Origin of the sequence: Prauserella oleivorans, from assembly GCF_042685745.1 — a bacterium.
GTDB lineage: Bacteria > Actinomycetota > Actinomycetes > Mycobacteriales > Pseudonocardiaceae > Prauserella_A > Prauserella_A oleivorans.
In genome coordinates this window covers 1,560,961-1,585,406 of the sequence record NZ_JBHUNT010000001.1, presented here as the reverse complement: position 1 = coordinate 1,585,406, position 24,446 = coordinate 1,560,961, and the positions used below count along the sequence as shown (strand labels likewise).

23 protein-coding genes are annotated in these 24,446 nt (G+C 70.8%); 14 read left to right on the top strand and 9 right to left on the bottom strand.

The genetic code is table 11. From position 1 onward, the window contains the following. Nucleotide 1: 1 nt before the first annotated feature. A complete protein-coding gene (locus ACFSZT_RS07870; protein ID WP_377388421.1) occupies nucleotides 2–2,380 on the bottom strand; it encodes a xanthine dehydrogenase family protein molybdopterin-binding subunit in 2,379 nt (792 codons plus the stop codon). A gap of 123 nt (nucleotides 2,381–2,503) precedes the next feature. On the opposite strand from ACFSZT_RS07870, the gene ACFSZT_RS07865 reads away from it, so the two are divergent. Then, entirely contained in the window at nucleotides 2,504–2,707 is a 204-nt protein-coding gene (locus ACFSZT_RS07865) for a PspC domain-containing protein (protein ID WP_377388419.1), read from the top strand. A 302-nt stretch (nucleotides 2,708–3,009) separates the two neighbouring features. Here ACFSZT_RS07865 and groL read toward each other — a convergent pair whose 3' ends face one another. Continuing rightward, nucleotides 3,010–4,638, bottom strand: coding sequence for a chaperonin GroEL (gene groL, locus ACFSZT_RS07860; RefSeq protein WP_377388417.1), 1,629 nt, complete (start codon nucleotides 4,636–4,638; stop codon nucleotides 3,010–3,012). A gap of 264 nt (nucleotides 4,639–4,902) precedes the next feature. Here groL and ACFSZT_RS07855 point away from each other — a divergent pair, with 264 nt between their 5' ends. Continuing rightward, complete coding sequence (locus ACFSZT_RS07855) at nucleotides 4,903–5,880, top strand: NAD-dependent epimerase/dehydratase family protein (protein ID WP_377388415.1); 978 nt, start codon at nucleotides 4,903–4,905, stop codon at nucleotides 5,878–5,880. Nucleotides 5,881–5,901: 21 nt separating this feature from the next. Here the strand turns inward: ACFSZT_RS07855 and ACFSZT_RS07850 are convergent, their stop codons facing one another. After that, nucleotides 5,902–6,363 carry a MarR family winged helix-turn-helix transcriptional regulator gene (locus tag ACFSZT_RS07850; RefSeq protein ID WP_377388413.1) on the bottom strand — a complete coding sequence of 154 codons (462 nt, stop codon included), beginning with the start codon at nucleotides 6,361–6,363 and terminating at the stop codon, nucleotides 5,902–5,904. A 156-nt stretch (nucleotides 6,364–6,519) separates the two neighbouring features. Between ACFSZT_RS07850 and ACFSZT_RS07845 the strand changes: the two genes are divergently transcribed. Genes ACFSZT_RS07845 through ACFSZT_RS07830 form a run of 4 tightly spaced genes read left to right on the top strand, consistent with a single transcriptional unit; the run spans nucleotide 6,520 to nucleotide 10,233 of the window. Continuing rightward, nucleotides 6,520–7,482, top strand: coding sequence for a siderophore ABC transporter substrate-binding protein (locus ACFSZT_RS07845; RefSeq protein ID WP_377388411.1), 963 nt, complete (start codon nucleotides 6,520–6,522; stop codon nucleotides 7,480–7,482). After that, nucleotides 7,479–8,477, top strand: coding sequence for an ABC transporter permease (locus tag ACFSZT_RS07840; protein WP_377388409.1), 999 nt, complete (start codon nucleotides 7,479–7,481; stop codon nucleotides 8,475–8,477). The genes ACFSZT_RS07845 and ACFSZT_RS07840 overlap by 4 nt, the downstream gene beginning before the upstream one ends. 23 nt (nucleotides 8,478–8,500) lie before the next feature. Then, on the top strand, nucleotides 8,501–9,478 hold the full coding sequence (locus tag ACFSZT_RS07835; RefSeq protein ID WP_377388578.1) for an iron chelate uptake ABC transporter family permease subunit: 978 nt from the start codon (nucleotides 8,501–8,503) through the stop codon (nucleotides 9,476–9,478). Then, on the top strand, nucleotides 9,475–10,233 hold the full coding sequence (locus ACFSZT_RS07830) for an iron ABC transporter ATP-binding protein (protein WP_377388407.1): 759 nt from the start codon (nucleotides 9,475–9,477) through the stop codon (nucleotides 10,231–10,233). The genes ACFSZT_RS07835 and ACFSZT_RS07830 overlap by 4 nt, the downstream gene beginning before the upstream one ends. Before the next feature lie 7 nt (nucleotides 10,234–10,240). On the opposite strand, the gene ACFSZT_RS07825 is transcribed toward ACFSZT_RS07830, so the two are convergent. From ACFSZT_RS07825 to ACFSZT_RS07810, 4 genes are all read right to left on the bottom strand, one after another. Then, on the bottom strand, nucleotides 10,241–11,683 hold the full coding sequence (locus ACFSZT_RS07825) for a serine/threonine-protein kinase (RefSeq protein WP_377388405.1): 1,443 nt from the start codon (nucleotides 11,681–11,683) through the stop codon (nucleotides 10,241–10,243). A gap of 71 nt (nucleotides 11,684–11,754) precedes the next feature. Next, entirely contained in the window at nucleotides 11,755–11,961 is a 207-nt protein-coding gene (locus ACFSZT_RS07820) for a cold-shock protein (RefSeq protein WP_005441480.1), read from the bottom strand. Between the two features lie 114 nt (nucleotides 11,962–12,075). After that, nucleotides 12,076–12,660 carry an AIM24 family protein gene (locus ACFSZT_RS07815; protein ID WP_377388402.1) on the bottom strand — a complete coding sequence of 195 codons (585 nt, stop codon included), beginning with the start codon at nucleotides 12,658–12,660 and terminating at the stop codon, nucleotides 12,076–12,078. Between the two features lie 5 nt (nucleotides 12,661–12,665). Further along, nucleotides 12,666–13,343 (bottom strand): TIGR00266 family protein, encoded by a 678-nt coding sequence (locus ACFSZT_RS07810; protein WP_377388400.1) that lies wholly within the window; start codon nucleotides 13,341–13,343, stop codon nucleotides 12,666–12,668. 73 nt (nucleotides 13,344–13,416) lie between these two features. Between ACFSZT_RS07810 and moeA the strand changes: the two genes are divergently transcribed. The 4 genes from moeA to ACFSZT_RS07790 all read left to right on the top strand — a co-directional run bounded on the left by moeA (nucleotide 13,417) and on the right by ACFSZT_RS07790 (nucleotide 18,791). Continuing rightward, entirely contained in the window at nucleotides 13,417–14,622 is a 1,206-nt protein-coding gene (gene moeA, locus ACFSZT_RS07805; protein WP_377388398.1) for a molybdopterin molybdotransferase MoeA, read from the top strand. Between the two features lie 193 nt (nucleotides 14,623–14,815). Then, entirely contained in the window at nucleotides 14,816–15,511 is a 696-nt protein-coding gene (locus ACFSZT_RS07800; protein WP_377388396.1) for a phosphatidylserine decarboxylase, read from the top strand. A gap of 5 nt (nucleotides 15,512–15,516) precedes the next feature. Then, nucleotides 15,517–16,500 carry a CDP-alcohol phosphatidyltransferase family protein gene (locus ACFSZT_RS07795; protein ID WP_377388394.1) on the top strand — a complete coding sequence of 328 codons (984 nt, stop codon included), beginning with the start codon at nucleotides 15,517–15,519 and terminating at the stop codon, nucleotides 16,498–16,500. 50 nt (nucleotides 16,501–16,550) lie between these two features. After that, on the top strand, nucleotides 16,551–18,791 hold the full coding sequence (locus ACFSZT_RS07790; RefSeq protein ID WP_377388392.1) for an AAA family ATPase: 2,241 nt from the start codon (nucleotides 16,551–16,553) through the stop codon (nucleotides 18,789–18,791). A 120-nt stretch (nucleotides 18,792–18,911) separates the two neighbouring features. Here the strand turns inward: ACFSZT_RS07790 and ACFSZT_RS07785 are convergent, their stop codons facing one another. Together ACFSZT_RS07785 and ACFSZT_RS07780 are read right to left on the bottom strand one after the other, a co-directional pair. Then, complete coding sequence (locus ACFSZT_RS07785) at nucleotides 18,912–19,577, bottom strand: LytR C-terminal domain-containing protein (protein WP_377388390.1); 666 nt, start codon at nucleotides 19,575–19,577, stop codon at nucleotides 18,912–18,914. Next, a complete protein-coding gene (locus ACFSZT_RS07780; protein ID WP_377388388.1) occupies nucleotides 19,574–19,897 on the bottom strand; it encodes a DUF3263 domain-containing protein in 324 nt (107 codons plus the stop codon). Before ACFSZT_RS07780 ends, ACFSZT_RS07785 begins: the two co-directional genes overlap by 4 nt. Before the next feature lie 241 nt (nucleotides 19,898–20,138). Between ACFSZT_RS07780 and ACFSZT_RS07775 the strand changes: the two genes are divergently transcribed. From ACFSZT_RS07775 to thiD, 4 genes are all read left to right on the top strand, one after another. Then, nucleotides 20,139–20,690 (top strand): peptide deformylase, encoded by a 552-nt coding sequence (locus ACFSZT_RS07775; protein WP_377388386.1) that lies wholly within the window; start codon nucleotides 20,139–20,141, stop codon nucleotides 20,688–20,690. A 115-nt stretch (nucleotides 20,691–20,805) separates the two neighbouring features. After that, nucleotides 20,806–21,747: a S1C family serine protease gene (locus tag ACFSZT_RS07770; protein ID WP_377388384.1), complete on the top strand. Its 942-nt coding sequence runs from the start codon at nucleotides 20,806–20,808 to the stop codon at nucleotides 21,745–21,747. A 159-nt stretch (nucleotides 21,748–21,906) separates the two neighbouring features. Further along, nucleotides 21,907–23,553, top strand: coding sequence for a phosphomethylpyrimidine synthase ThiC (thiC, locus tag ACFSZT_RS07765; RefSeq protein WP_377388382.1), 1,647 nt, complete (start codon nucleotides 21,907–21,909; stop codon nucleotides 23,551–23,553). After that, nucleotides 23,550–24,374, top strand: coding sequence for a bifunctional hydroxymethylpyrimidine kinase/phosphomethylpyrimidine kinase (gene thiD, locus ACFSZT_RS07760; RefSeq protein WP_377388380.1), 825 nt, complete (start codon nucleotides 23,550–23,552; stop codon nucleotides 24,372–24,374). The genes thiC and thiD overlap by 4 nt, the downstream gene beginning before the upstream one ends. Nucleotides 24,375–24,446 lie beyond the last annotated feature (72 nt).

Below are 24,446 nucleotides of genomic sequence, written 5' to 3'. Positions count from 1 at the left end.
GCTAGACCGCTGCCTCCTCGGCGTGCGGGTTCGGTCCCTCGGGCCGGATGGGCAGTGTGTCGAACGCCGACGGCGGTTCCCGCCACGGCTGAGCCGGTTCGCCTGCCCGGGCCTGCTGGATCGCGCGCCACACCCGCTGCGGCGTGAGCGGGATGTCGATGTGCCGGACGCCGAGGTGCTTCACGGCGTCGATCACGGCGTTCTGGACTGCAGGCGTCGAACCGATCGTCGCCGACTCGCCGATGCCCTTCGCGCCCAGCGGGTTTCGCGGCGTCTCGGTCTCGGTGTTCGCGACCTCCAGCATCGGCACCTCGACGGCCGTGGGCACGAGGTAGTCGGCGAGGGTGCCGGTCACCGGGTTGCCGTCCTCGTCGTAGACGAAGTGCTCCCACAGTGCCTGCGAAATCCCCTGGACCGCACCACCGTGCTGCTGACCGCGTACGAGCAGCGGATTGAGCACGCGCCCGCAGTCATCGACGGCGATGTGCCGGACCGGCCGCACGTGCCCGGTCTCGGTGTCCACCTCGACGACCGACACGTGCGCACCGAAGGGGAACGTCGGCCCGCCCGGCGTGAAGTCGGTGTCGACCGCGAGTCGCTCGCCGTCCTCGGCGGCGGCCGCGGCGAGCTCCGCCCAGCTCAGGCTCGCGCTCGGCACGCCGATCACGCCGAGCCGTCCGTCCTCGGTGAGCTCGATGTCCTCGACGGCCGCCTCCAGCTTCGACGCCGCCAGCTCCTTCGCCCGTTGCACCAGCAGTTCACTGGCCTGCCGCACGGCACTGCCGCCCACCTGCAGCGACCGCGAACCACCCGTGCCGCCGCCTCGCGGGACCTGCGCGGTGTCCGACTGCACGAAGTCCACCGATTCGATCGGGATGCCGAGCGCGTCGGCCACCAGCATCGAGAACGACGTCGGGTGGCCCTGGCCGTGCCCCGACGTGCCGACCTTGATCGTCGCCCGGCCCTCGGGGCTCATCTCCACCGACGCGTACTCGCCGCCGCCACCGCCACCGGTGATCTCGACGTAGGTGCTCACGCCGATGCCGAGCAGCACCGGGTCGCCCGCCTCGATCCGCCGCGCCTGTTCGGCCCGCAACTCGTCGTAGTCGGCGAGCCGCAGCGCCTCCCGCAGCGGCAGGTCGTAGTCGCCGGAGTCGTAGCTGGCGCCGACAACGGTGGTGTACGGGAACTCGTCCGGCTGCAGGAAGTTGCGGCGGCGCAGCTCCACCGGGTCCATGTCGAGTTCGGCGGCCGCCAGGTCGATCATCCGTTCCAGCATGGCCGCGGCCTCGGGCCTGCCCGCGCCCCGGAACGCACCGGTGGGCGTGGTGTTGGTGAGCGCCGCGATGGCGGCGAAGCTGATCTTCGGGATGCGGTAGACGCCCTGGGCCATCGTGCGCGTCGGGCCGAGCGCGAAGCCACCGCCGAACCCGGCGTAGGCACCGCAGTCGCCGAGCACCCGGCAGTGCAGGCCGGTGATTGTGCCGTCCGATTTCAGGCCGAGCTCGGCGTACTGCACCTGCGCCCGGCTCTGGGGCATCGACTGGAGGTTCTCCGATCGCGACTCGGTCCATTTCACCGGGCGTTCCAGCCGGCGCGCGACACCGACCGCCACCACGTGCTCCGCGATCAGGCCGAACTTACCGCCGAATGCGCCGCCGACATGCGGAGTCACGACTCGGATGCGCTCGCGGTCCAGTCCGAACTGCTTCGCGGCGGTGAGCCACAAGGCGTGCGGATTCTGGGTCGAGACGTGGATGGTGAGTTCGTAGTCGGCGTCCTCGCCGCCGGGCACCACGGCGATGGCGTTGCCCTCCATCGGGACCACCGCCACCCGCTGGTTCTCGATCCGCGCGCGCACCACCACGTCGGCGTCGGCGAGGATCTCCGAGCCGACCGCGTCCCGCTCGCCCGCGGCGATGTTGGTGCCGAGCTCGGGGAACTGCAGCGGTGCGTCGGGTTCCAGCGCCTGCTCGGGGTCGACCACGGCGGGCAGCGGCTCGTAGTCCACGTCCACGAGCTCCACGGCGTCGGCGGCGGCCGTCGCCGTCTCCGCCACGATCACCGCCACGGGATCGCCCACGAACCGCACGCGGCCCTGTGCCAGCGCCTTGCGCACGCAGTCCGCGTTCACCGTCATGAACTGACGGACCGACGGCAGATCGAGGTCCGCGCCGGTGTACACGGCGACCACGCCGTCCGCCTTCTCGGCCTCGCTCACGTCGATGCCGGTGATCTCGGCATGGGCGAACGGGGAGCGTACGAAGGCGAGGTGCAGCACGCCCTCGATCGGAAGGTTGTCGACGTAGGTGGTTTCTCCGCGCAGGAGCTCGGGGTCTTCGACCCGCCGCACCTCGGTTCCGAGCACTGATCCGGGCATGATCTCGACCATAACGGCCCGGCGCGATCATGCCCAGGGTTCGCGGCTCAGGGGCGGCGGATGGGGGAACGTTCCGGGTCGTTCCCTGATGTCCGCGTCCCCTGGACGGCCGAGCATGGACGCATGACGAACAACGTGACGACCAGGAAGCTCCGCCGCAGCAGGTCCGACCGCATGTTGGCCGGAGTCTGCGGCGGGTGGGCCGAGCTGCTCGGCGTGGACGCCGCCATCGTGCGGATCGGTTTCGTGGCCTCGGCGATCTTCGGACTCGGCGCGCCGGTGCTGCTCTACGCCGCCTGCTGGCTCCTCATGCCGGAGGAGGAGTAGCGGATCGAGGTGGAACGACGCCGCATCCCCCAGAACCGGCACCGCGCCAAAGTCATAACCCCGGCTGCCAACCGGCACCGCCAACCCGAGCAACCGGCACCGCCAACCCGAGCAACCGGCACCGCCGGAGGTTCTGAGTGCTTTCCTCGCGAGGACAGCGTCGACGTGGTGAATTGGACATTCATGAGGAGACGATTCCGGAGCGAGGGAAGCACTCAGGTTCTCCCATCCGCACCGCCAAGCAAGCACAAAAATCCCCGAGGGCGGGATGCCCTCGGGGATTTTTGGTCAGGAAGCCGGACTCAGAAGTCCATGCCGCCCATGCCGCCGGTGGGGTCACCAGCCGGGGCCTTCTCCTTCTCCGGCTTGTCCGCGACCACGGCTTCGGTGGTCAGGAACAGGCCGGCGATCGAGGCGGCGTTCTGCAGCGCCGAACGCGTGACCTTGGCCGGGTCGATGACGCCCGCGGCCACCAGGTCCTCGTACTCGCCGGTCGCCGCGTTGAGGCCATGGCCGGCGGGAAGGCTCTTCACCTTCTCGACCACGACGCCGCCCTCGAGACCGCTGTTGACGGCGATCTGCTTGAGCGGACCCTCGACGGCCACCTTGACGATGTTCGCGCCGGTCGCCTCGTCACCCTCGAGCTTGAGGCCGTCGAACGCGGCCTTGGACGCCTGCAGCAGGGCCACGCCACCACCGGCGACGATGCCCTCCTCGACGGCGGCCTTGGCGTTGCGCACCGCGTCCTCGATGCGGTGCTTGCGCTCCTTGAGCTCGACCTCGGTGGCGGCACCGGCCTTGATGACCGCGACACCACCGGCCAGCTTGGCCAGGCGCTCCTGCAGCTTCTCCCGGTCGTAGTCGGAGTCGCTGTTCTCGATCTCGGCCCGGATCTGGTTGACCCGGCCCTGGATCTGGTCCGCGTCGCCCGCGCCCTCGACGATGGTGGTCTCGTCCTTGGTCACGACGACCTTGCGGGCCCGGCCGAGCAGGGAGATGTCGGCGTTCTCGAGCTTGAGGCCCACGTCCTCGCTGATGACCTGGCCACCGGTGAGGATGGCCATGTCCTGCAGCATCGCCTTGCGGCGGTCACCGAAGCCCGGAGCCTTGACGGCGACGGACTTGAAGGTGCCGCGGATCTTGTTGACCACCAGGGTGGCCAGGGCCTCGCCCTCGACGTCCTCGGCGATGATCAGCAGCGGCTTGCCCGCCTGCATGACCTTCTCGAGGATCGGGAGCATGTCCTTGACGTTGGAGATCTTCGAGCCGAACAGCAGGACGTACGGGTCCTCCAGCACGGCTTCCTGACGCTCCGCGTCGGTGACGAAGTAGCCCGAGATGTAGCCCTTGTCGAAGCGCATACCCTCGGTGAGCTCGAGCTCGAGGCCGAAGGTGTTGGACTCCTCGACGGTGACGACGCCTTCCTTGCCGACCTTGTCGAGCGCCTCGGCGATCAGCTCGCCGATGGTGCGGTCGGCGGCCGAGATCGAGGCCGTGGCAGCGATCTGCTCCTTGGTCTCGACCTCCTTGGCGGCCTTGTGCAGCTGCTCGGTCACGGCCTCGACGGCCTGCTCGATGCCACGCTTGAGGGCGATCGGGTCGGCGCCGGCCGCGACGTTGCGCAGGCCCTCCTTGACCAGGGCCTGGGCGAGCACGGTGGCGGTGGTGGTGCCGTCACCCGCGACGTCGTCGGTCTTCTTGGCAACTTCCTTGACGAGTTCGGCCCCGATCTTCTCCCACGGGTCCTCGAGCTCGATCTCCTTCGCGATCGAGACACCGTCGTTGGTGATGGTCGGCGCGCCCCACTTCTTTTCGAGCACGACGTTGCGGCCACGGGGGCCAAGCGTCACCTTGACGGCCTCGGCGAGGGTGTTCAGGCCGCGCTCGAGACCGCGGCGGGCGTCCTCGTCGAACGCAATCAGTTTGGCCATTGCGGTGTGGTCCTCCGGTAATCGGACACGTCCTCGGCCAGGCTCGGTGCCCGCGACGGACGACCAGTTCGGGCTGTCCCGAACGTGGCCTCACCGTCCCGACCTTCAGGCGACGGCTGTCGGCCTATCGCCTAGCACTCGACGGTGCCGAGTGCCAATTCCGTGTTTAGCACTCTCGCGGGGAGAGTGCAAGGAAGGGGTCCCCTCGCCCGGCGCCGCAAACCGGGTTGCTCACGGGCTGCCCGCGTTGCTTCGATCACGGTCGTGGAGAGATACCTGGTCACCGGAAGCTCGGGACACCTCGGCGAGGCGCTCGTGCGCACGCTGCGCGAACGGGGCGAGGACGTCGTCGGCCTCGACGTCCTGGACGCGCCGTTCACCACCGTCACCGGCTCCGTCACCGACCGGGACACCGTGCGCCGCGCCCTCGACGGCGTTACGCGCGTCCTGCACGCGGCGACGCTGCACAAGCCACACGTGATCTCCCACGCCAGGCAGGACTTCGTGGACACCAACGTCACGGGCACGCTGGCCGTGCTCGAGGAGGCCGCGGCGGCCGGGGTCGAGAGCGTGGTGTTCACCAGCAGCACGAGCGCGTTCGGCCGCGCGCTCACCCCGGCGCCCGGCGAGCCTGCCGCCTGGATCACCGAGGACGTACGGCCGGTCGTGCGCAACATCTACGGCGCCACCAAGATCGCCGCCGAGGACCTGTGCGAGCTCGCCGCCCGTGACCTGCGGTTGCCGGTGGTGGTGCTGCGCACCTCGCGGTTCTTCCCGGAGCCGGACGACCGCGACGACGTCCGGGCCGGCTACCACGACACGAACCTCAAGGTCAACGAGTTCCTGTATCGCCGCGTGGACCTCGCCGACGTCGTGGACGCGCATCTGCTCGCGGCACGGCGCGCGCCGGAACTCGGCTTCGACCGGTTCGTCATCAGCGCGACCACCCCGTTCACGCCGGACGATCTGGGCGAGCTGGCCGTCGACGCACCCGCGGTGTTCGGCAGGCTGTTCCCGGACATCGCCGCCGACTACGAGCGCTGGGGCTGGCGGATGCTGCCCTCGCTGGACCGCGTGTACGTCAACGACCGGGCTCGCCGGGTGCTCGGCTGGCGACCACGGTACGACTTCCGCGCCGTGGCGGAACTGGTGCGCGCGGGCGGAGCCCCACGCAGCCCGCTGGCCCAGGCTGTCGGCGCGAAGGGCTACCACGCCGAACCCACGGGCGTCTACACGCGCTGACCGTCCACTGTGGGCCCGGCGTCAGCGGGACGCCTGCGCCTCCAGCGTCTTCTGTAGCTTGCGTATCACCGGCAGCGCACCGACCAGGACGTGCCGTTCGAGCGGATCGAGCTCGGCCAGCGCGGCGGCGACGATGCGGGCGCGGTGCTCACCCCAGCGTTCGAGCAACTCGTCGGCCTGGCTGGTGAGGTGGAGCCCGATGCTGCGCCGGTCGTCGTCGCTGCGGCGGCGCTCCAGATAGCCCTCGGCCTCGAGCGCTCCGGCCAACGTGGAGACGGTGTTCGGCGCGACCTGCAGCCACTCGGCGGCGGCGTTGACGGCGATGCCCGGCCGCCGCTGCACCGTGCGCAGCAGGTCGGCCTGCGCACCGCTGATGGCCGGTTCCGGGAACGACGCGGAGACGACCCGGCGCAGGAAGCGGGAGAACGGGCCGAGCGTGCTGACGAGCTCGTGCACGAGGTCGGCATCCCCTGGCTGGCCCATCGGCTCAGTATGGCCCACCCCCTGGTCCTTCTGCCTCAGAGTCATCTCGGGCGGGCGATCTGCGCCACGCTGTCCGTTTGCCTCTGGATTCCCGGGCATCACTCGATTAGGTTAGCCTCACTTTTGCTCGTAGGCAGATGTTCGTCGGGAGAGACGATGCGACACGCAAGCACGCGGAGACGGTGGCTGACCGCGCTCGGTGCGGGTGGCTTGCTGCTGGCGCTGAGCGCCTGCAGCGGCGCGGCCGACAGCCAGACCAGCGAAGGGCCGGGCCCGACCGTGACCGTCCAGCACGCGCAAGGCACGGCGACCATCGAGGGCATCCCCGAGAAGATCGTCGTCTTCGACCTCGGTGTGCTGACCACGCTCGACGACCTCGGGGTGGACGGTGTCGTGGGCGTGCCGGAGGTAGCGTCGATGCCGAAGAACCTGACCAAGTACGCCGGCGACGAGTACACCAAGGTCGGCAGCCTCAAGGAACCCGACTACGAGCAGGTCAACGAGCTCGCACCCGACCTGATCCTGGTGGCGGGCCGCTCCGCACCCGCCTACGGCGAGCTGTCCAAGATCGCCACGACCGTCGATTTGACGGTCGACAGCGAGCGATTCCTCGACAGCGCCAAGGAACGTGTGGTCACGCTCGGCAAGCTGTTCGGCAAGCAGTCGCAGGCCCGGCAGCGCCTCGACGCGCTGACCACCAAGGCCGCCGAGGTCGCCGCGGCCCAGCCCGCGACGGGCAAGCGCGGACTGGTCGTGCTCACCACCGGCGGGAAGATGAGCGCCTACGGCCCCGGCTCGCGGTTCGGCATCGTCTACGACGCCCTGGGTGTGCAGCCCGCCGTGCCGAACCTCTCCGCCGAGACGCACGGTGACGCCATCTCCGCCGAGTTCATCGCGGACGCCAACCCCGACGTGCTCTACGTGATCGACCGCGACTCGGCCATCGGCGAACAGGGCCAGGCCGCCCGGCAGCTGCTCGACAACCAGCTCGTCAACGGCACCAACGCGGCCAAGAACGGCAAGATCGTCTACCTCGACCCGGCCACCTGGTACCTCGCGTCGAACGGTCTGAGCTCGCTGGAGGCGATGGTCGACGAGATCGGCGCCAGCCTGAAGTGACCACCACCGAGCCGGACACGCGGCGCCGCGGCGTCCGCAGCTGGCACCTCGGCGTCGCCGTCGTGGCATTGGCCGCGGTGGCGACGGCGTCGCTGTTCGCCGGCGTCACGGAGCTGACCCCGGAGGGCCTGCTGCGGGGTGATCCCGAGCAGCTGCTCGTGCTGACGGAATCGCGGTTGCCGCGGCTGCTCGCCGTGCTGCTGGCGGGCGCGGCACTGTCCGTCGCCGGGCTGGTGATGATGAGCCTGACCCGCAACCGGTTCGTCACGCCCTCCACCGCGGGCACGGCCGAATCGGCGAGCCTCGGCGTGCTGGTGGCGACGATGTTCTTCGGCGGCGAGTCCGTGTGGGTGAAGATGCTGATCGCCGTCGTGTTCGCCCTGGCGGGCACGGCCGTGTTCCTGCGGATCCTGCGCAGGCTGGTCTACACCGACATCATCGTGGTGCCGCTGGCCGGGATCATGTTCGGCGGCGTGATCGGTGCAGCCACGACGTTCGTCGCCTACCGCGCCGACCTGCTGCAGACCATCGGCGCGTGGACCAGCGGCGAGTTCTCCGGGGTGCTGGCCGGACGGTACGAGCTGCTGTGGATCGCGGGCGGGATCGCCGTGCTCGGCTACCTCTACGCCGACCGGTTCACCGTCGCCGGCATGGGCCGCGACTTCTCGGTGAACCTCGGGCTGCACTACGACCGGGTCGTCAACACCGGCCTGGTGCTGGTGTCGGTGATCACCGCGGTGATCGTCGTGACGGTGGGCAACATTCCGTTCCTCGGGCTGGTGGTGCCGAACCTTGTGACGCTCGCCCTCGGCGACAACCTCCGCCGCGTGCTGCCGGTGACCGCGCTGGCGGGTGCGTTCTTCGTCCTGCTGTGCGACGTGCTGGGGCGGGTGGTGCGGCACCCGTACGAGATCCCGGTGGAGACCATCGCGGGAGTGCTCGGCGGGGCGCTGTTCGTGTATGTGGTGCTGCGGACCCGACGGAGGCCGGCATGAGCGACACTCGCCCCCTCCCGCCCATGCCGGCCGACCGGGTGCGGGTGGCCCGCAAGCGTCCGGCCCGGATGGTGGTGGTGCTCGCGGTGGTGACCGCGGCCGCAATGGTGGCGTTCTGCACGGTGGGTCTCGCGGGCAACATCGAGTACGCCCTGGGCATCCGGCTGCGCAAGCTCGCCGCGATGGTGGTGGTCGGCTGCGCCGTCGCCTACTCGAGCACGGTGTTCCAGACGGTGACGAACAACCGGATCCTCACGCCCGGGATCATGGGGTTCGACTCGCTGTTCGTACTGATCCAGACGCTGATCGTCTACTTCGCCGGCGCGATCGCGCTGAGCACGGCCGATCCGCGGCTGCTGTTCGTGGTGCAGGTGCTCGTCATGGTGGTGTTCTCCACGGTGCTGCACCGCTGGCTGTTCGACCGCACCACCCACGACCTGTACGTGCTCGTGCTGGTCGGCGTCATCTTCGGCACGCTCTTCGCCAGTGTGGCGTCGCTGGCGCAGCGGCTCATCAACCCCAACGACTTCGTGGCGCTGCAGGACAGCCTGTTCGCGAGCTTCAACTCGGTCGAACCGGACCTACTCGCCTTCGCCGCACTGCTCGTGGTCCTCGCCTGTGGCTGGGGCGTGCGGCTGTTCCCGCGGCTGGACGTGGTGGCGCTCGGCCGGGACACCGCCGTGAGCCTCGGCGTCGACCACCGGCGCACCGTCAACCAAAGTCTGGTGCTGGTGGCCGTGCTGGTGTCGGTGTCGACGGCGCTGGTCGGCCCCATCACGTTCCTCGGCCTGCTGGTGGTCAACCTGGCCCGCCAGCTCACGGCCACGTTCCGGCATCACATCGTCGTGCCTGCCTCGGCGCTCATCGCGGTGACCACGCTGGCGGCCGGCCAACTGGTGCTCGAGCAGGTGTTCGGAATGGACACCGCACTCAGCGTCATCATCAACTTCGTCGGCGGCGCGTACTTCATCGCCCTGCTCGTCCGGGAGTCCACACGGTGATCGAGATCAGCAATGTGACCAAGCGATACGGCGACACCACGGTGGTCGACGACGTGTCACTGCGCATCGAGGCGGGCGGCATCACGTCGATCATCGGCGCGAACGGCGCCGGCAAGTCCACATTGCTCTCCATCATGAGCAGGCTGCTTCCAGCCGACAGCGGTACGGTCACTGTGGACGGTCTCGATGTGGCGCGCACCCCGAGCGCCCAGCTCGCGCGCAGGCTCGCCGTGCTGCGGCAGGAAAATCACATGACCGTTCGGCTGACGGTTCGTGACCTGGTCTCGTTCGGACGGTTCCCCCATTCAGGGGGCCGGCTGACGGCGGAAGACCGGGAGGCGGTCGAGGACGCGATCTCCTACTTCGAGCTCGGCGACCTCGCCGAACGCCAACTCGACCAGCTTTCCGGGGGCCAGCGGCAGCGGGCGTTCGTCGCCATGGTGCTGTGCCAGGAGACCGATTACGTGCTGCTCGACGAGCCGCTGAACAACCTGGACATGCGGCACTCGGTGCATATGATGAACCGGCTGCGCCGCATGGCCGACGACTTCGGCAAGACCGTGGTCATGGTGGTGCACGACATCAACTTCGCGTCGTGCCACTCCGACCAGATCGTGGCCATGCGGGACGGGTCCGTCGTCGCGCACGGTGACGTCGAGGCCATGATGCGGCCGGACGTGCTGCGCAAGGTCTACGACCTGGAGATTCCGGTGCACGAGCTCGACGGCAAGCGCATCGGCGTGTTCTACGGCTGACGCGCGCTCAGCCCGGGACGACCGGGATCGACGTCGGCGGCGGGTTGTTGCCTCCGCTGTCCCCGGGGGAGGTCGGCTCACCGCTCTGCGAGCCGGGTCCGACCGGGATCTCGGGCGCCGAGGAGGTGGGAGCCGGGCCGCCGGTCTCCCCGCTGCCCTCGTCGTCGCCAGAGGTGAGGAGCAGGATGGCCGCGACGGCGGCGCCGACCACGACCACGGCCGCCACGACCGCCCAGATCCACGCCTTGCCGCCGGTCTTGTGCGGTGGCTGGGGCCCGCCGGGCGGGGGAAAGCCACCGGGCGGCGGACCGTAGCCGGGCGGCGGGCCCTGCGGTGCGACCCCCATGCCCTGCGGCGGGGTGCCGAACTGCGGCGGCGCGCCGGGTGGCGGGCCGTAGCCCACGGGTGGCTGGCCGAACCCCAGCTGCGGTCCAGGCTGTTGTGGTGCCGGCTGCTGCGGGCCAGGCTGTGGTCCCGGCTGCTGTGGTGCCGGCTGCCCGCCCGGACCGCCGTGGTGCTGTCCCGGCTGCTGACCGTACGGGTGCACGGGACCCCCCTCTCCGTGTTGGCCGACGGCGACGGCCTGCCGCACGGGCATCGCCGGCGGCGACCGCAGCGCCTCACGGGCCGCGTTGATCAACTCGACACAACTGCCGTACCGCTCCGCCGGCTTCTTCGCCATGCCCTTGCGCACCACGTCGTCGATCGCGGCGGGCAAGCTCGGCACCGCCTGCGACACCGTGGGCGGCTCGCTGTTGAGGTGCCCGGAGATGACGGCCTGCACGTCGCCGGTGAACGGCGGGCTGCCGGCGAGGCACGCGTAGAGCATGCAGGCGAGGGCGTACTGGTCGGTGCGCCCGTCCAGCGGTTCGCCGCGCAGGTGCTCCGGTGCCGCGTAGGTGGGCGAGCCGAGGAAGTCGCCGCCCCGCGTCCGGTGTCCGGTGGCGCCCCGCCGGGTCAGCCCGAAGTCGGCGACGTAAACGTGTTCCCGCGCCGACTCGCGGCTCGTCACGAGCACGTTGGCAGGCTTGACGTCCAGGTGGACCAGCCCGCGGTTGTGCAGCGTGTCGAGCGCGTCGGCGACCTGCTCCAGCAGGCCGATGGCGCGCTCCGGCACCATCGGCGAGCCCTCGATGAGGCTGGCCAGGTCCGAACCGTCGACCAGCCGCATCGCGATGTAGAGCATGCCGTCGAGCTCGCCGAAGTCGTACAGCGGCACGATATTGGCGTGATCGATCGCCGAGGTGTTGCGCGCCTCGTCGACGAAACGTTCGCGGAACTCGGCGTCGGCACCGAGATGTTCCCCGATGACCTTCAACGCCACCTTGCGCCCCAGGCGCACATCGGTGGCCTTGTACATCACGCTCATGCCGCCGCGACCGAGCACACCGTCGATGCGGTAATTGCCCAGTCGCCGACCGGTGAGGTCCCCCGACACATCGCCTGTCACGGGGCGCAGCCTAACGCCCACGGCGTTCGCTCAACGCGAAGTGTCGGTCGTTCAGGCCGAAGGTCTCGCTGTCAGGAGACCTTTCGGACATCGGCCGCCTGGCTGCGGCCGTCCCGCCCCGCGGTGATCTCGAATTCCACCCGGTCCCCCTCGTCGAGGGTCCGGAAGCCCTCCGCCTGAATGGCGGAGTAATGTACGAACACGTCGGGACCCTCGGGGGACTCGATGAATCCGTAGCCCTTTTCCGCGTTGAACCACTTGACCGTGCCGACAGCCACGGCGTCCTCCTTGCACCAAACCGAAAACGCGGCAGCCGAACCTGCCCGTTCCAAGCCTCGATCACGCTACCGGATTAGCGCCGCTCGGCAATGGTCAATTTGCGGTAACGTCGGTCAGCGTCGTGCCTGGACGAGGACCGTTCCCGGACCCGCGAAGTCCAGTGCCAGTCCTTCACCGGTGCGCACGGACTGCGGCCCCGCCGGATCGAGCGCCCGCAGCCGCACCTGAATGGTGTCCGGATAGGCGACGAGAAACGCCGGACGCACGGTGATGAGCTCACCCGCCTCGAGCGTCAGGGCGTCCACCGGACCGCGGGTGGCCAGGACCAGCTGTCCCGACCCGCTGAAGTGGTCCAGGAAGCCGCTGTCCCCGCCGAAGAGGGCCTGCAACGGCGGCCACGGGTGGTCCCGGCGCACGGTGGACGGCCGCGCGAGCACGGCACCCGGCGCCACCGACCAGCCCGTCTTCCCGTCGAACCCGAGCGGGTACACGTCGCCCGCGTGGCCGGGGGCCAGGTCGATCCAGCCGCCGCCCGCGGGCGCGGTGAACACCGGCGGCTGGCCGCGCGAGGGGCGGGAGGTGGTGATGCCGAAGCTGCTGGCCAGCATCGCCTCGGCGTCGGCCTGCACGGCTTCACCTTGCGCCAGCACGATCCTGGCGACCCCGAACGTCGGCGTGTGCCGCGTCTGCACCTGCATGCCGGTTACCGCGACGGCACCTGCGCGATCACCCAGGCGGCGAGCGCGGACGGGTTGCGCGTCTGGGTCAGGACCTGACCCGGCCCGGCGAAGTCGAACACGAAGCCCTCCCCGCTCTTGAGGCTCTGGATCATGCCGCTGGACACCTTGCGCAGCTGGGACTGGACCGTCTCGGCGTAGGCGACGACGTGCCCGGAGTCGATGGTGACCATCTCGCCCTGCTGCAGCGTCACGACCTCGAGCGCGCCGTAGCAGGCGACCACGAGCTGGCCCTGGCCGGTGGCGTAGGTAAGAAACCCGCCCTCGCCGCCGAACAGCTTGTTGAACCCGCCCCACTTGGTCTGCGTCTGCACCCCGTACGACGAGGCGAGCCACGACCCGCGCGTGACGCACCAGCCCGTGCGGCCGTCCATGTTGATCACCTGGATGTCGCCGGGGAGGTGGGTGGCGACATCCACCCAGCCGCCGTTCTGCGGTGCGGTGTAGGTGGAGATGAACAGCGACTCGCCACCGAGGATGGCGCGGCCGAGCCCCTTCATCACACCGCCCTGCGTCGACGCCTGGACGTGCACGCCGTAGCTCGTCGCGGCCATGGCGCCCGCCTCGACCTGCGCCGGCTCCCCCGGTGCCAGCATGAGCCTCGCCACCGTGAACGACGGCTGGTGGCGCAGCTGTACCTGCATGGATCCTCCCCTGTGTCCTCACGTGAGCGGGGAGAGTCTTGCACGGCCGCCGAAGCGGGGGAGGATGGTCCGCGTGATCTCCGTCGACGAACACCGCTCCGCCGTGACCGAGCTCGTGGGCACCCGCCCCGCCGTGGAGCTCCCGCTGGCCGACTGCGCGGGCCTCGTGCTGGCCAAGGACGTGCACGCGGGCGTGTCCCTGCCCCCGTTCGACAACTCCGCGATGGACGGCTACGCGGTCCGCTCCGTCGACGTGGCGCACGCGAGCGAGGACGAACCGGCCGAGCTGCCGGTGAGCGAGGACATCCCGGCCGGCCGCACCGACATCCCCACCCTGCTACCGGGCACCGCGCACCGGATCATGACCGGCGCCCCCATGCCCGAGGGCGCCGACACCGTGGTGATCGTCGAGCGCACCGACGGCGGCACGGACACGGTGCGGATCTTCACCGACGCCGCCCCGGGAGCGCACGTGCGCCGCACCGGCGAGGACGTGGCCGTCGGCACGGTGGCACTGAAGGCGGGCACCGTGCTCGGGCCCGCCCAGCTGGGGCTGGCCTCGGCGGTCGGCCTGGACCGGCTCACGGTGCACGCCCCGCCGCGCGTGCTCGTGGTCTCCACCGGCACCGAGCTCGTGCTGCCGCCGCGGAAGCTGCGGCACGGCCAGATCTACGAGTCCAACAGCGTGATGCTCGTGGCGGCACTGCGGGCGCTGGGCTGCGAGGTGGAGTCGGTGCGCAGCGTCGCCGACGACGTCGACACCTTCCGCGCGACGATCGAGCCCCGGCTGGAGGGCGTCGACCTGGTGGTGACCTCGGGCGGAGTGAGCGCGGGCGCGTACGAGGTGGTCAAGGACGCACTGACCGGCGCGGGCATCACGTTCACCAAGGTCGCCATGCAGCCGGGCGGCCCGCAGGGCTGCGGCCGGTGGAACGGTGTCCCGGTGGTGACGCTGCCGGGCAACCCGGTGAGCGTGCTCGTGTCGTTCGAGGCGTTCCTGCGGCCCGCGATCCTCTCCTCGCTCGGCCACACCGGGGTCGACCGCAGGCACGTGCGCGCGCGGCTGCTGGAGACGCTGGAGTCGCCGAAGGGCAAGCGCCAGTTCCGCCGCGGCTACTACACCCACAGCGAGGGCCAGGTCACCGGCGTCGTCGGGCCGCGCGGCGGACCCGGGTCGCACCTGCTGGCAGCCTTCACGCAGGCGAACTGCCTCATCGTCCTGGGCGAGGACGTCACCGAGGCGCCCGAGGGCTCCGAGGTCGACGTCCTCCTGCTCTGAGCCGACAACCCTTTGTAACGTTTTCCGCACTGGGGGTTATCAGCCCTGCGCGTCGGGTCTACCATCGGCCCTCCGCGGCCGGGTGGCGTACGGCGTCGGGGGGCGCGCGCCACCCGGCCCGTCCAGCTCCAGCGCTTGGCGTAGCGTGGTCTTGTTCGACTCCTCCTCAACGTCAACGGGAAAACACCGGCACATGAGTTCCAACTCGCTCGGTCATGCCGTGCGGCTCGCCCGCGAGACACTCCCGCCGATGCACCCGGCCGGGAGGCCGTTCGTGCTGGGCGGGGCCGCGGCCACCCTGGTCCTGCGCACACTGTCCAAGCGGCTCGGCCTGGTCGCCGGGCTGGGCACGCTGGCGACCGCCGCCTTCTTCCGTGAACCGCGCCGGGTACCGCCGACGCGGTCCGGCGTCGTCGTCGCGGCCGCCGACGGCCTGGTCTCGCTCATCGAGGAGGCCACGCCACCCGCCGAGCTGGGGCTGCCGCCCGAGCCGAGGACGCGCGTGAGCGTGTTCCTGTCGGTGTTCGACGTGCACGTCCAGCGCGTGCCGGCGAGCGGCAAGGTGGATCGCGTGGCCTACCGGCCGGGCAAGTTCCTCTCGGCCGACCTCGACAAGGCCAGCGACGACAACGAGCGCAACTCACTGCTGCTGCGGACCGACGACGGCCACGAGCTCGTCGTCACGCAGATCGCCGGCCTCGTGGCCCGGCGGATCGTGTGCCAGGTCTCCGAGGGCGATCACCTCGACGCCGGCGCCACCTACGGTCTGATCCGGTTCGGCTCTCGCGTGGACACCTACCTGCCGCCGGGCAGCCGGGTGCTGGTCGGCAAGGGCCAGCGCACCATCGGCGGCGAGACCGTGATCGCCGACCTGCCGCAGAGGAACTGAGGCCCATGTCCCGGACCACGCCCGGCGTCCGGTTGCTGCCGAACGCCATCACCGTCCTCGCACTCTGCGCGGGCCTCTCGGCCGTCCAGTTCGCCCTCACGGGAAACTACGTGCTCACCATCGGCGCGATCGGCGTCGCCGCGGTGCTGGACAGCCTCGACGGCCGGATCGCGCGCCTGCTCGACGCGACGTCGAAGATGGGCGCCGAGCTCGACTCCCTGTCCGACGCCATCTCGTTCGGCGTCGCGCCCGCCCTGGCGCTCTACGTCTGGATGCCCGGCGACAGCCGGTTCGGCTGGGTGGCCGCGCTGATCTTCGCGGTGTGCATGGTGCTGCGGCTGGCCAGGTTCAACACGCTGCTGGACGACACCGACCAGCCCCCGTACGCGAGTGAGTTCTTCGTCGGCGTACCCGCGCCCGCGGGCGGCTTGCTGGCCTTGATGCCGGTGATCCTCACGCTCGAGTTCGGACAGAGCTGGTGGTCCGAGCAGGCTGTGGTGTGGGTGTGGACGGTCGCCGTCGCGGCACTGCTCATCAGCCGGATCCCGACGTTGTCGCTCAAGCGGCTGCGTGCCCCGGCCAAGGCGGTGGCGCCGTTGCTCGTCGGGGTGGGCCTGCTCGCGGCCGCCGTCATCCAGTACCCGCTGATCGCGCTGGCGGTCGCGCTCCTGCTCTACCTCGCCCACATCCCGTACTCGGTGCGCCGCTACCACTGGCTCGCCCGGCACCCGGAGGCGTGGGACGTCCCGCCCCGGGAGCGGCGGGCGATCCGGCGGGCCCGCAGCCAGCGCAGGCTCGGCCTCCGCAAGCCGCGACTGCGCCGGGTCGCGGGCGCCGCGCGGCGCGCCGTCCAACGGCCACGGGCCGACACACCGGCCACCGGGACCTCGCCGGCGCACGTACCCCGCGTCTACCCGCCCGACGGCGCCGGCCGCGGACCGCGTCGCCGTAACTGGCGGCGCATCGGATTGCGCCAGCGCGGCCGGTAAGGCGGCCTGTTCCGCCGCCCCCGGCCGGGTGAGGGCAATACAGTGGGGGCGTGACGTCCTCACCGCAGATCGCCCTGACCGTCCGGCACACCCCTTCGGCTCTCGACGCCCGCCGCGGTGTCGTGCGGCTGCACCCGGAGGTCCTCGACGCGCTGGGCCTGCGGGCGTGGGACGCGGTACGGCTCACCGGCGCTCGGGTGAGCGCCGCGCTGGCGGCTCCGGCCACCGGCGGCGGTGCGCCCGGCGTGGTGCTGGTGGACGACGTCACGATGGCCAACCTCGGCGTCACCGAGGGTTCCGAGGTCGTGGTCGCGCCGTGCGAGGTGTCGGTCGCGCGCACGGTGACGGTGTCGGGCTCCCGGCTGGCCAGCATGTCGCTGACGTCGGGCCACCTGCGGCTCGCGCTGATCGGCAAGGTACTCACGGTCGGCGACGCGGTGTCGCTCCTGCCGCAGGATTTGGCTCCACCGCCCGGCTCGGACGTCTCCGCGGTACGCGGCCAGCTCTCCCGCGCCATCGGCGCGACGTGGACCAGCGAACTGCTCACGGTCACCGCGACGGAACCGGAAGGTCCCGTCGCCGTTGGACAGTCCACTGTGGTGCGCTGGCGCGGCGACGAGAGCCCGGCACCGGCCGAGCCGGAGGCCGCCGCCCGCACCACGACACGGGCACCGGAACCGGAGGTCGCGGAGATCGTCGTCGACGACGACACCGAGAACCCGCCCCCGCCGCTGGCGGACCTGGCCGGCCAGTCGGCTCCGGCGCGCAAGCTCGCCGAGTGGTTCGATCTCGCCTTCCACCGCCCCGACCTGCTCGCCAAGCTGGGCACGTCCAGCAGGCTCGGCGTGCTGCTGGCGGGTCCGGAGGGCGTCGGCAAGGCCACGCTCGTCCGCTCGGTGGCCCATGCCGAGAAGGTGCGGGTGGTGACGCTGGCCGCGCCGTCGGTGGCGGTGCTCGAACCCGACGCCGCGCTCACCCGGCTCGCGCAGGCCGTCGACGCGACCGTCTCCGGCGACGGCGCGGGAGTGCTGCTCATCACCGACATCGACGCTCTCTTGCCCGCCCAGCAGCAGCCACCTGTCGCGACCGTGCTGCTCGACCGCCTGCGGGAGGCGCTCGGACGGCCGGGGTTCGCGCTCGTGGCCACGACAGCGCACCCGGAGTCCGTGGACGCTCGCCTGCGCGCGGTCGACCTGCTCGACCGGGAACTCGTGCTGGCCTTGCCCGACGCCGCCGTGCGGACCGAACTGCTGCGCATCCTGCTGCGGGACACGCCGCTGGAACCCGATGTGGACTTCGGTGTCATCGCCGAGCGCACCCCCGGGTTCGCGGCCGCCGACCTGCTGGCGCTGCGCCGCGACGCCGCGTTGCGGGCCGCGCTGCGGCAGCGGGACAGCGAGTCCGAACCGCGCATCGCCCAGCAGGACCTGCTCGACGCGCTCGAGTCCGTCCGCCCGATCTCCATGTCCGAATCGGACACCCTCGCCACCGGCGGGCTGACCCTCGACGACGTCGGCGACATGGTCGAGGTCAAGCAGTCGCTCACCGAGGCCGTGCTGTGGCCGCTGCGCTACCCCGATTCGTTCTCCCGGCTCGGCGTCGACCCGCCACGCGGCGTGCTGCTGTACGGCCCGCCCGGCAACGGCAAGACGTTCCTGGTGCGGGCGCTGGCCGGGACCGGCGCGCTCAACGTGTTCGCGGTCAAGGGCGCCGAGCTGATGGACAAGTGGGTCGGCGAGTCGGAGCGCGCCGTGCGCGAGCTCTTCCGTCGCGCTGCCGAGGCCTCCCCCTCGCTGATCTTCCTCGACGAGGTGGACGCGCTCGCCCCGCGCAGAGGCCAGTCCAGCGACTCCGGTGTGTCCGACCGCGTCGTGGCGGCGTTGCTGACCGAACTCGACGGCGTGGAGCCGCTGCGCGACGTCATGGTGCTCGGTGCGACAAACCGTCCCGAGCTGGTGGATTCGGCGCTGCTGCGGCCGGGACGGCTGGAGCGGCTGATCTACGTGCCCCCGCCGGACGCCGAGGCCCGCGCGGCGATCCTGCGAGCCAGTGCCCGGAACACGCCGCTGGCGTCCGATGTCGACCTGGACGAGCTGGCCGCCGGCCTCGACCGGTACTCCGCCGCCGACTGTGCCGCGCTCATCCGCGAAGCCGCGCTGACGGCCATGCGCGAGTCGCTGGAGGCCACCGAGGTGGCCGCGGAGCACCTGGCCAAGGCCCGCGACGTGGTGCGCCCGTCCCTCGACCCGGCCCAGCTCGCCGCGCTGGAGGCCTACGCCGCCAACCGCTGACGGCGGCCGCGTTGCCGTAGCGGGCGGGGTATGGGGTGCTTCGTCGAGCGGGAGGGGCAGGACCGCCGAGCACCGATAACCGGTGCGGCGTGCGAACTGCGGCCGGGAAAGAACGGGCGGCTACTTGCCCTGGACGACGCCCTGGTAGTCCCGCGTGACGATCACGATCACGCCGGGGCTGGAGTCCTTGATGCCGTCGAAGCGGGGTTCGACGCGCAACCCGAACTGCTGCGCCAGCGCCCGCGCCGCCTCCTCCTCGGGAGTGCCCGGCCGGAAGTACGCGGTGCTCGTGGGGATGATGCCGGCCGAGTAGTTGTCCACCTGGACGACGTTCCAGCCCTGACCGCGCAGGTCATCGGCGGCCTCGCGCGCGAGCCCGGAGATGGTGCTGTTGTTGTAGACCCGGACACCCACCGACCTGGTGCCGGCCTGCTGGTCCTGGCCGTTGCCGCCGTCCCCGGCGCCGTCGCCGTCGGAGCCGTCGGCGTCACCGGTGCCGTCCCCGCCGGGCGCGGCACTGGTGCCGCCGGGCGGAGTGGTGGCGGAGGCGCTGCCCGGCGGGGTGCCCGGCGTGGTCGTCGCCGGTGCCGAGGACGACGGCTGCCGCGAGGGGCTGCCCTGACCGTCGCCGGGCGGAGTCCGGGACGTGGACGGAGCCGCGGTCGGGTCGCCACCGTTGCCGGTGAGCAGCGTGACCCCGCCGAGCACGGCCGCGATCACCGCGACCGCGAGCAGTCCGAGGCCTGCGGCACGCATCGGCCTGGACAGGCCGTCGAAGACGCTCATGGCAGCTCAATCCCCAACCGCCGCGCCGCCCGGGTGCGCTGCCGTGCGGCGCGCGTCTTCCGCAGCCGCTTGATCAGCATCGGATCTGCCCGCATGGCTTCCTGCTTGTCGATGAGCCGGTTCAGGATCTGGTAGTAGCGGGTGGGCGACATCCCGAACAGCTCGCGAATGGCCTGTTCCTTCGCCCCGGCGTACTTCCACCACTGGCGCTCGAACGCCAGCACCTCCTGCTCACGCTGGGTGAGCCCCTCCGCGGGTTGGTCGGCCGAGGCGGGCGGGGACGGCTGGTCCTTCCGGGCCATCGACTCCGCGGCGTCCATCTGGCTCCTCGCATTCTCGGCGAAATGACACGGCTGTGGTTCCGCGAGGCCATTAGATCACGCAGAGCAGTCCCGGTCCCGGAGCACGCCCGGCGCGTCCCGTGCCCATCTGGGCGAGCCGGGCCGGTTCGCGCACGGCAGACCGCGCCACCCGCCGAGGCGCTCCGCGCGAGCCCGTTCCACCCCCGCCCGACCACCGCCCCCCGACGACGCGCCACGCGCGACCTAGTTCAATGGGACCGTGAGCGTTCACCCCATCGTCATCGCCGGCGACCCCGTGCTGCACAACCCCACCCGTGAGGTGGAGAAGTTCGACGACGAGTTGCGCACGCTCGTCGACGACATGTTCGAGACGATGTACGCCGCCGAAGGCGTCGGGCTCGCGGCGAACCAGATCGGCCTCGACCTCCGGCTGTTCGTCTACGACTGCCCGGACGACGAGGGGGTGCGGCACAAGGGCGTCGTGGTGAACCCGAAGCTCGAGACCTCCGAGATCCCCGAGACCATGCCGGACCCCGACGACGACTGGGAAGGCTGCCTGTCCGTCCCCGGCGAGGCGTATCCGACCGGCCGGGCGAGCTGGGCCAAGGTCACCGGCTTCGACGCCGAGGGCAACCCCATCGAGGTCGAGGGCACCGGGTACTTCGCGCGCTGCCTGCAGCACGAGACCGATCACCTCGACGGCTACCTCTACCTCGACCGGCTCGTCGGCAGGCACGCCCGGGCCGCCAAGAAGATGCTCAAGGCCAACAAGTGGGGCGTGCCCGGCAACAGCTGGCTGCCACCGCGCTGACTTCGCGCCCCGACCCGGCCCGCACTTCAGCCCACGGCGAACGCAGGGCGAGCCCGCCCGCAACCGGCGCACAATCGAGACAGGTGCAACGGTGTAATCCCCGGCGGTGATCGCGATGCGCGACTTCGACCCTGCCCAGCCCGACCCGGTCGACCCGCTCGACGCATACTCGCGCGCGGTCAGCTCCGTCGCCACCTCCGTCACGCCGCACGTGGCGAGCATACGACTGCCGCGCGGGGGCGGATCGGCGGTGGTGTTCGACGACGAGGGCTATCTGCTCACCAACGCGCACGTGGTCGGCCGTGACCAGCGCGGTACCGCCACCTTCAACGACGGCACGGAGGCCGGCTTCCGCGTCGTCGGGGCCGATCCGCTGTCCGACCTCGCCGTGTTGCGGGTCCGCGATGCGGCACCGCCCGCCGCCCGGCTCGGTGACGCCGACCGGCTGGTCGTGGGCCAGCTGGTGGTGGCGATCGGCAGCCCGCTCGGCTTCTCGGGATCGGTCACCGCCGGCGTGGTGAGCGCGCTCGGACGTGCGATCCCGGTCCGGCAGGGCCGCATGGCGCGCGTGATCGAGGACGTCATCCAGACCGACGCCGCGCTCAACCCCGGCAACTCCGGGGGCGCACTCGCCAACTCGGCCGGAAGCGTCGTGGGCATCAACACGGCGGTCGCGGGGTTCGGGCTGGGCCTCGCGGTTCCGATCAACGCGACCACCCGGCGGATCATCGACACGCTGCTCGTGGAGGGCCGCGTCCGGCGTGCCTACCTCGGGGTCGTCGGCGTTCCGGCTCCGCTACCCGACGACATCGCGGCGCGTACCGGGCAGTCCGCCGGCCTGCGCGTGGTCGAGGTCGTACCCGGCGGCCCCGCCGACCGGGCCGGACTCCGGGCGGGAGACCTGGTGCTGACCGTGGGGCGCGAACGGATCTCGGACGCGCAGGGAATCCAACGGCAGCTGTTCGCCGAGGTCATCGGCACGCGGCTCCCGGTCACCGTGCTGCGCAACGGCGCCATGGTGGACGTGCTGGCGGTCCCGAGCGAACTTGTGGGTTGAGCTCTGCCGTCCGACATGGCATGGTCGGGTGGACAACTGCAGAACGCGGGAGCTCGCGCCTTGGCGGGCTGAGAGGGCGGCTGGTGTCCGTTTCGTGGACCCGGTGCCGCCGACCGCATGAACCTGACTGGGTAATGCCAGCGTAGGGAGTGACTTCTTTTGACGACCCTGGAGAACAACGCCGACGTCCGGCCGACCGTCACGACGGGTCCCATCACCGGTTCCCGGAAAGCCTATGTCCACACGGAATCCGGCCTGCGCGTTCCGGTGCGCCGCATCGAGCTCTCGACCGGCGAGCACTTCGACGTCTACGACACCTCGGGCCCCTACACCGACCCGGACGCCGACATTGACGTCCACAGAGGACTTCACCCGATGCGGTCCGGCTGGATCGACGGCCGCGAGCACCGAACCCAGCTCGGCTGGGCGAAGGCGGGCGTCATCACGAGGGAAATGGAGTTCGTCGCCGCCCGCGAACGCGTCGATCCCGAGTTCGTACGGTCAGAAGTGGCCAGCGGGCGCGCGGTGATTCCGGCCAACCGCAGGCATCCGGAGTCCGAGCCCATGATCATCGGCAAGAACTTCCTCGTGAAGGTCAACGCCAATATGGGCAACTCCGCGGTGTGGTCGTCGGTGGAGGAAGAGGTCGACAAGATGGTGTGGGCCACCCGCTGGGGTGCCGACACGATCATGGATCTCTCCACCGGCAAACGCATCCACGAGACTCGCGAGTGGATCCTGCGCAACTCGCCGGTGCCCGTCGGCACGGTGCCGATCTACCAGGCCCTCGAGAAGGTCGGCGGTGACCCCGAGAAGCTGTCCTGGGAGGTCTACCGCGACACCGTGGTCGAGCAGTGCGAGCAGGGCGTCGACTACATGACCGTGCACGCGGGCGTGCTGCTGCGCTACGTCCCGCTCACGGCGAACCGTGTCACCGGCATCGTCTCGCGCGGCGGGTCCATCATGGCCGCGTGGTGTCTGGCCCATCACCGCGAGTCGTTCCTCTACACACACTTCGAGGAGCTGTGCGAGATCCTGCGCTCCTACGACGTGACTTTCTCGCTCGGTGACGGGCTGCGGCCCGGCTCCATCGCCGACGCCAACGACCGCGCCCAGTTCGCGGAACTGGAGACACTCGGCGAGCTCACTCACATCGCTCGCGAACACGACGTCCAGGTGATGATCGAGGGCCCCGGCCACGTGCCCATGCACAAGATCAAGGAGAACGTCGAGCTGGAGGAACGGCTCTGCGGCGAGGCTCCGTTCTACACTCTCGGTCCACTCGCGACGGACATCGCGCCCGCCTACGACCACATCACCTCCGCCATCGGCGCCGCCCAGATCGGCTGGTACGGCACGGCGATGCTGTGCTACGTGACGCCCAAGGAACACCTGGGTCTGCCCGACCGCGACGACGTGAAGACCGGCGTCATCTCCTACAAGATCGCCGCCCACGCCGCCGATCTGGCCAAGGGCCACCCCTACGCGCAGGAATGGGACGACGAACTGTCGAAGGCCCGGTTCGAGTTCCGCTGGAACGACCAGTTCAACCTCTCCCTCGACCCGGACACCGCACGCTCGTTCCACGACCAGACGCTGCCGGCCGAGCCTGCCAAGACCGCGCACTTCTGCTCGATGTGCGGGCCGAAGTTCTGCTCGATGCGGATCACGCAGGACGTGCGCAAGTACGCCGAGGAGCACGGCCTGTCCTCTGTGGAGGCCATCGAAGCCGGAATGCGGGAGAAGTCCGAAGAGTTCGGGCGCAACGGCAACCAGGTCTACCTACCGGTGGTCGAGCGGCCATGACCACCACGCCGAGAACCGCGCTGACCATCGCCGGGTCCGACTCGGGCGGCGGTGCCGGCATCCAGGCCGACCTGCGGACCTTCTTCGCCTGCGGAGTGCACGGGATGACGGCGATCACGGCGGTCACCGTGCAGAACTCGCTGGGTGTCGAGGGGTTCACCGAGATCGGGGTCGACATCGTCACCGCCCAGATCAAGGCGGTGGCGGGTGACATGGGAGTGGACGCCGCCAAGACCGGCATGCTCGCCACCGTGGAGATCATCCAGGCGGTGGCGAAGACGCTCGACGAGGTCCACATCGGACGCGGCACCGGCACGCCGTTCGTCGTGGACCCCGTCGCCGCCTCCATGCACGGCGACCCGCTGCTGCGGGAGGAAGCCCTGGAGGCCATCCGCACCGAGCTGTTCCCGCGCGCCACGCTCGTCACGCCGAATCTCGACGAGGTGCGCCTGCTCACGGGCGTGCACGTCACCGGCGAGACCACCCAGCGCGAGGCGGCCGACGCCCTCCTCGCGTTCGGACCGGAGTGGGTGCTGGTCAAGGGCGGCCACCTGCACGACAGCCCACGATGCGTGGACCTGCTCTCCGACGGCAGCCGGTACGTCCGGCTCGACGGGCCACGGCACGCCACCGAGCACACCCACGGCGGCGGCGATACCCTCGCCTCGGCGATCACGGCGTCGCTGGCCAAAGGCATGGCCGTGCCGGACGCCGTGGGGGAGGGCAAGCGGTTCATCGAACGCTCGGTCGCGCAGGCCTACCCGCTGGGCAAGGGAATCGGCCCCGTGTCGCCCTTCTGGCGGCTCGCCGGAGGCAACTGAGCGGCCCGGCCCGGTACCGAGAGGCCTGCCCGGAGAGTGGGCGCGGTGACACCGGCCGCGCCCCCGCTGGTC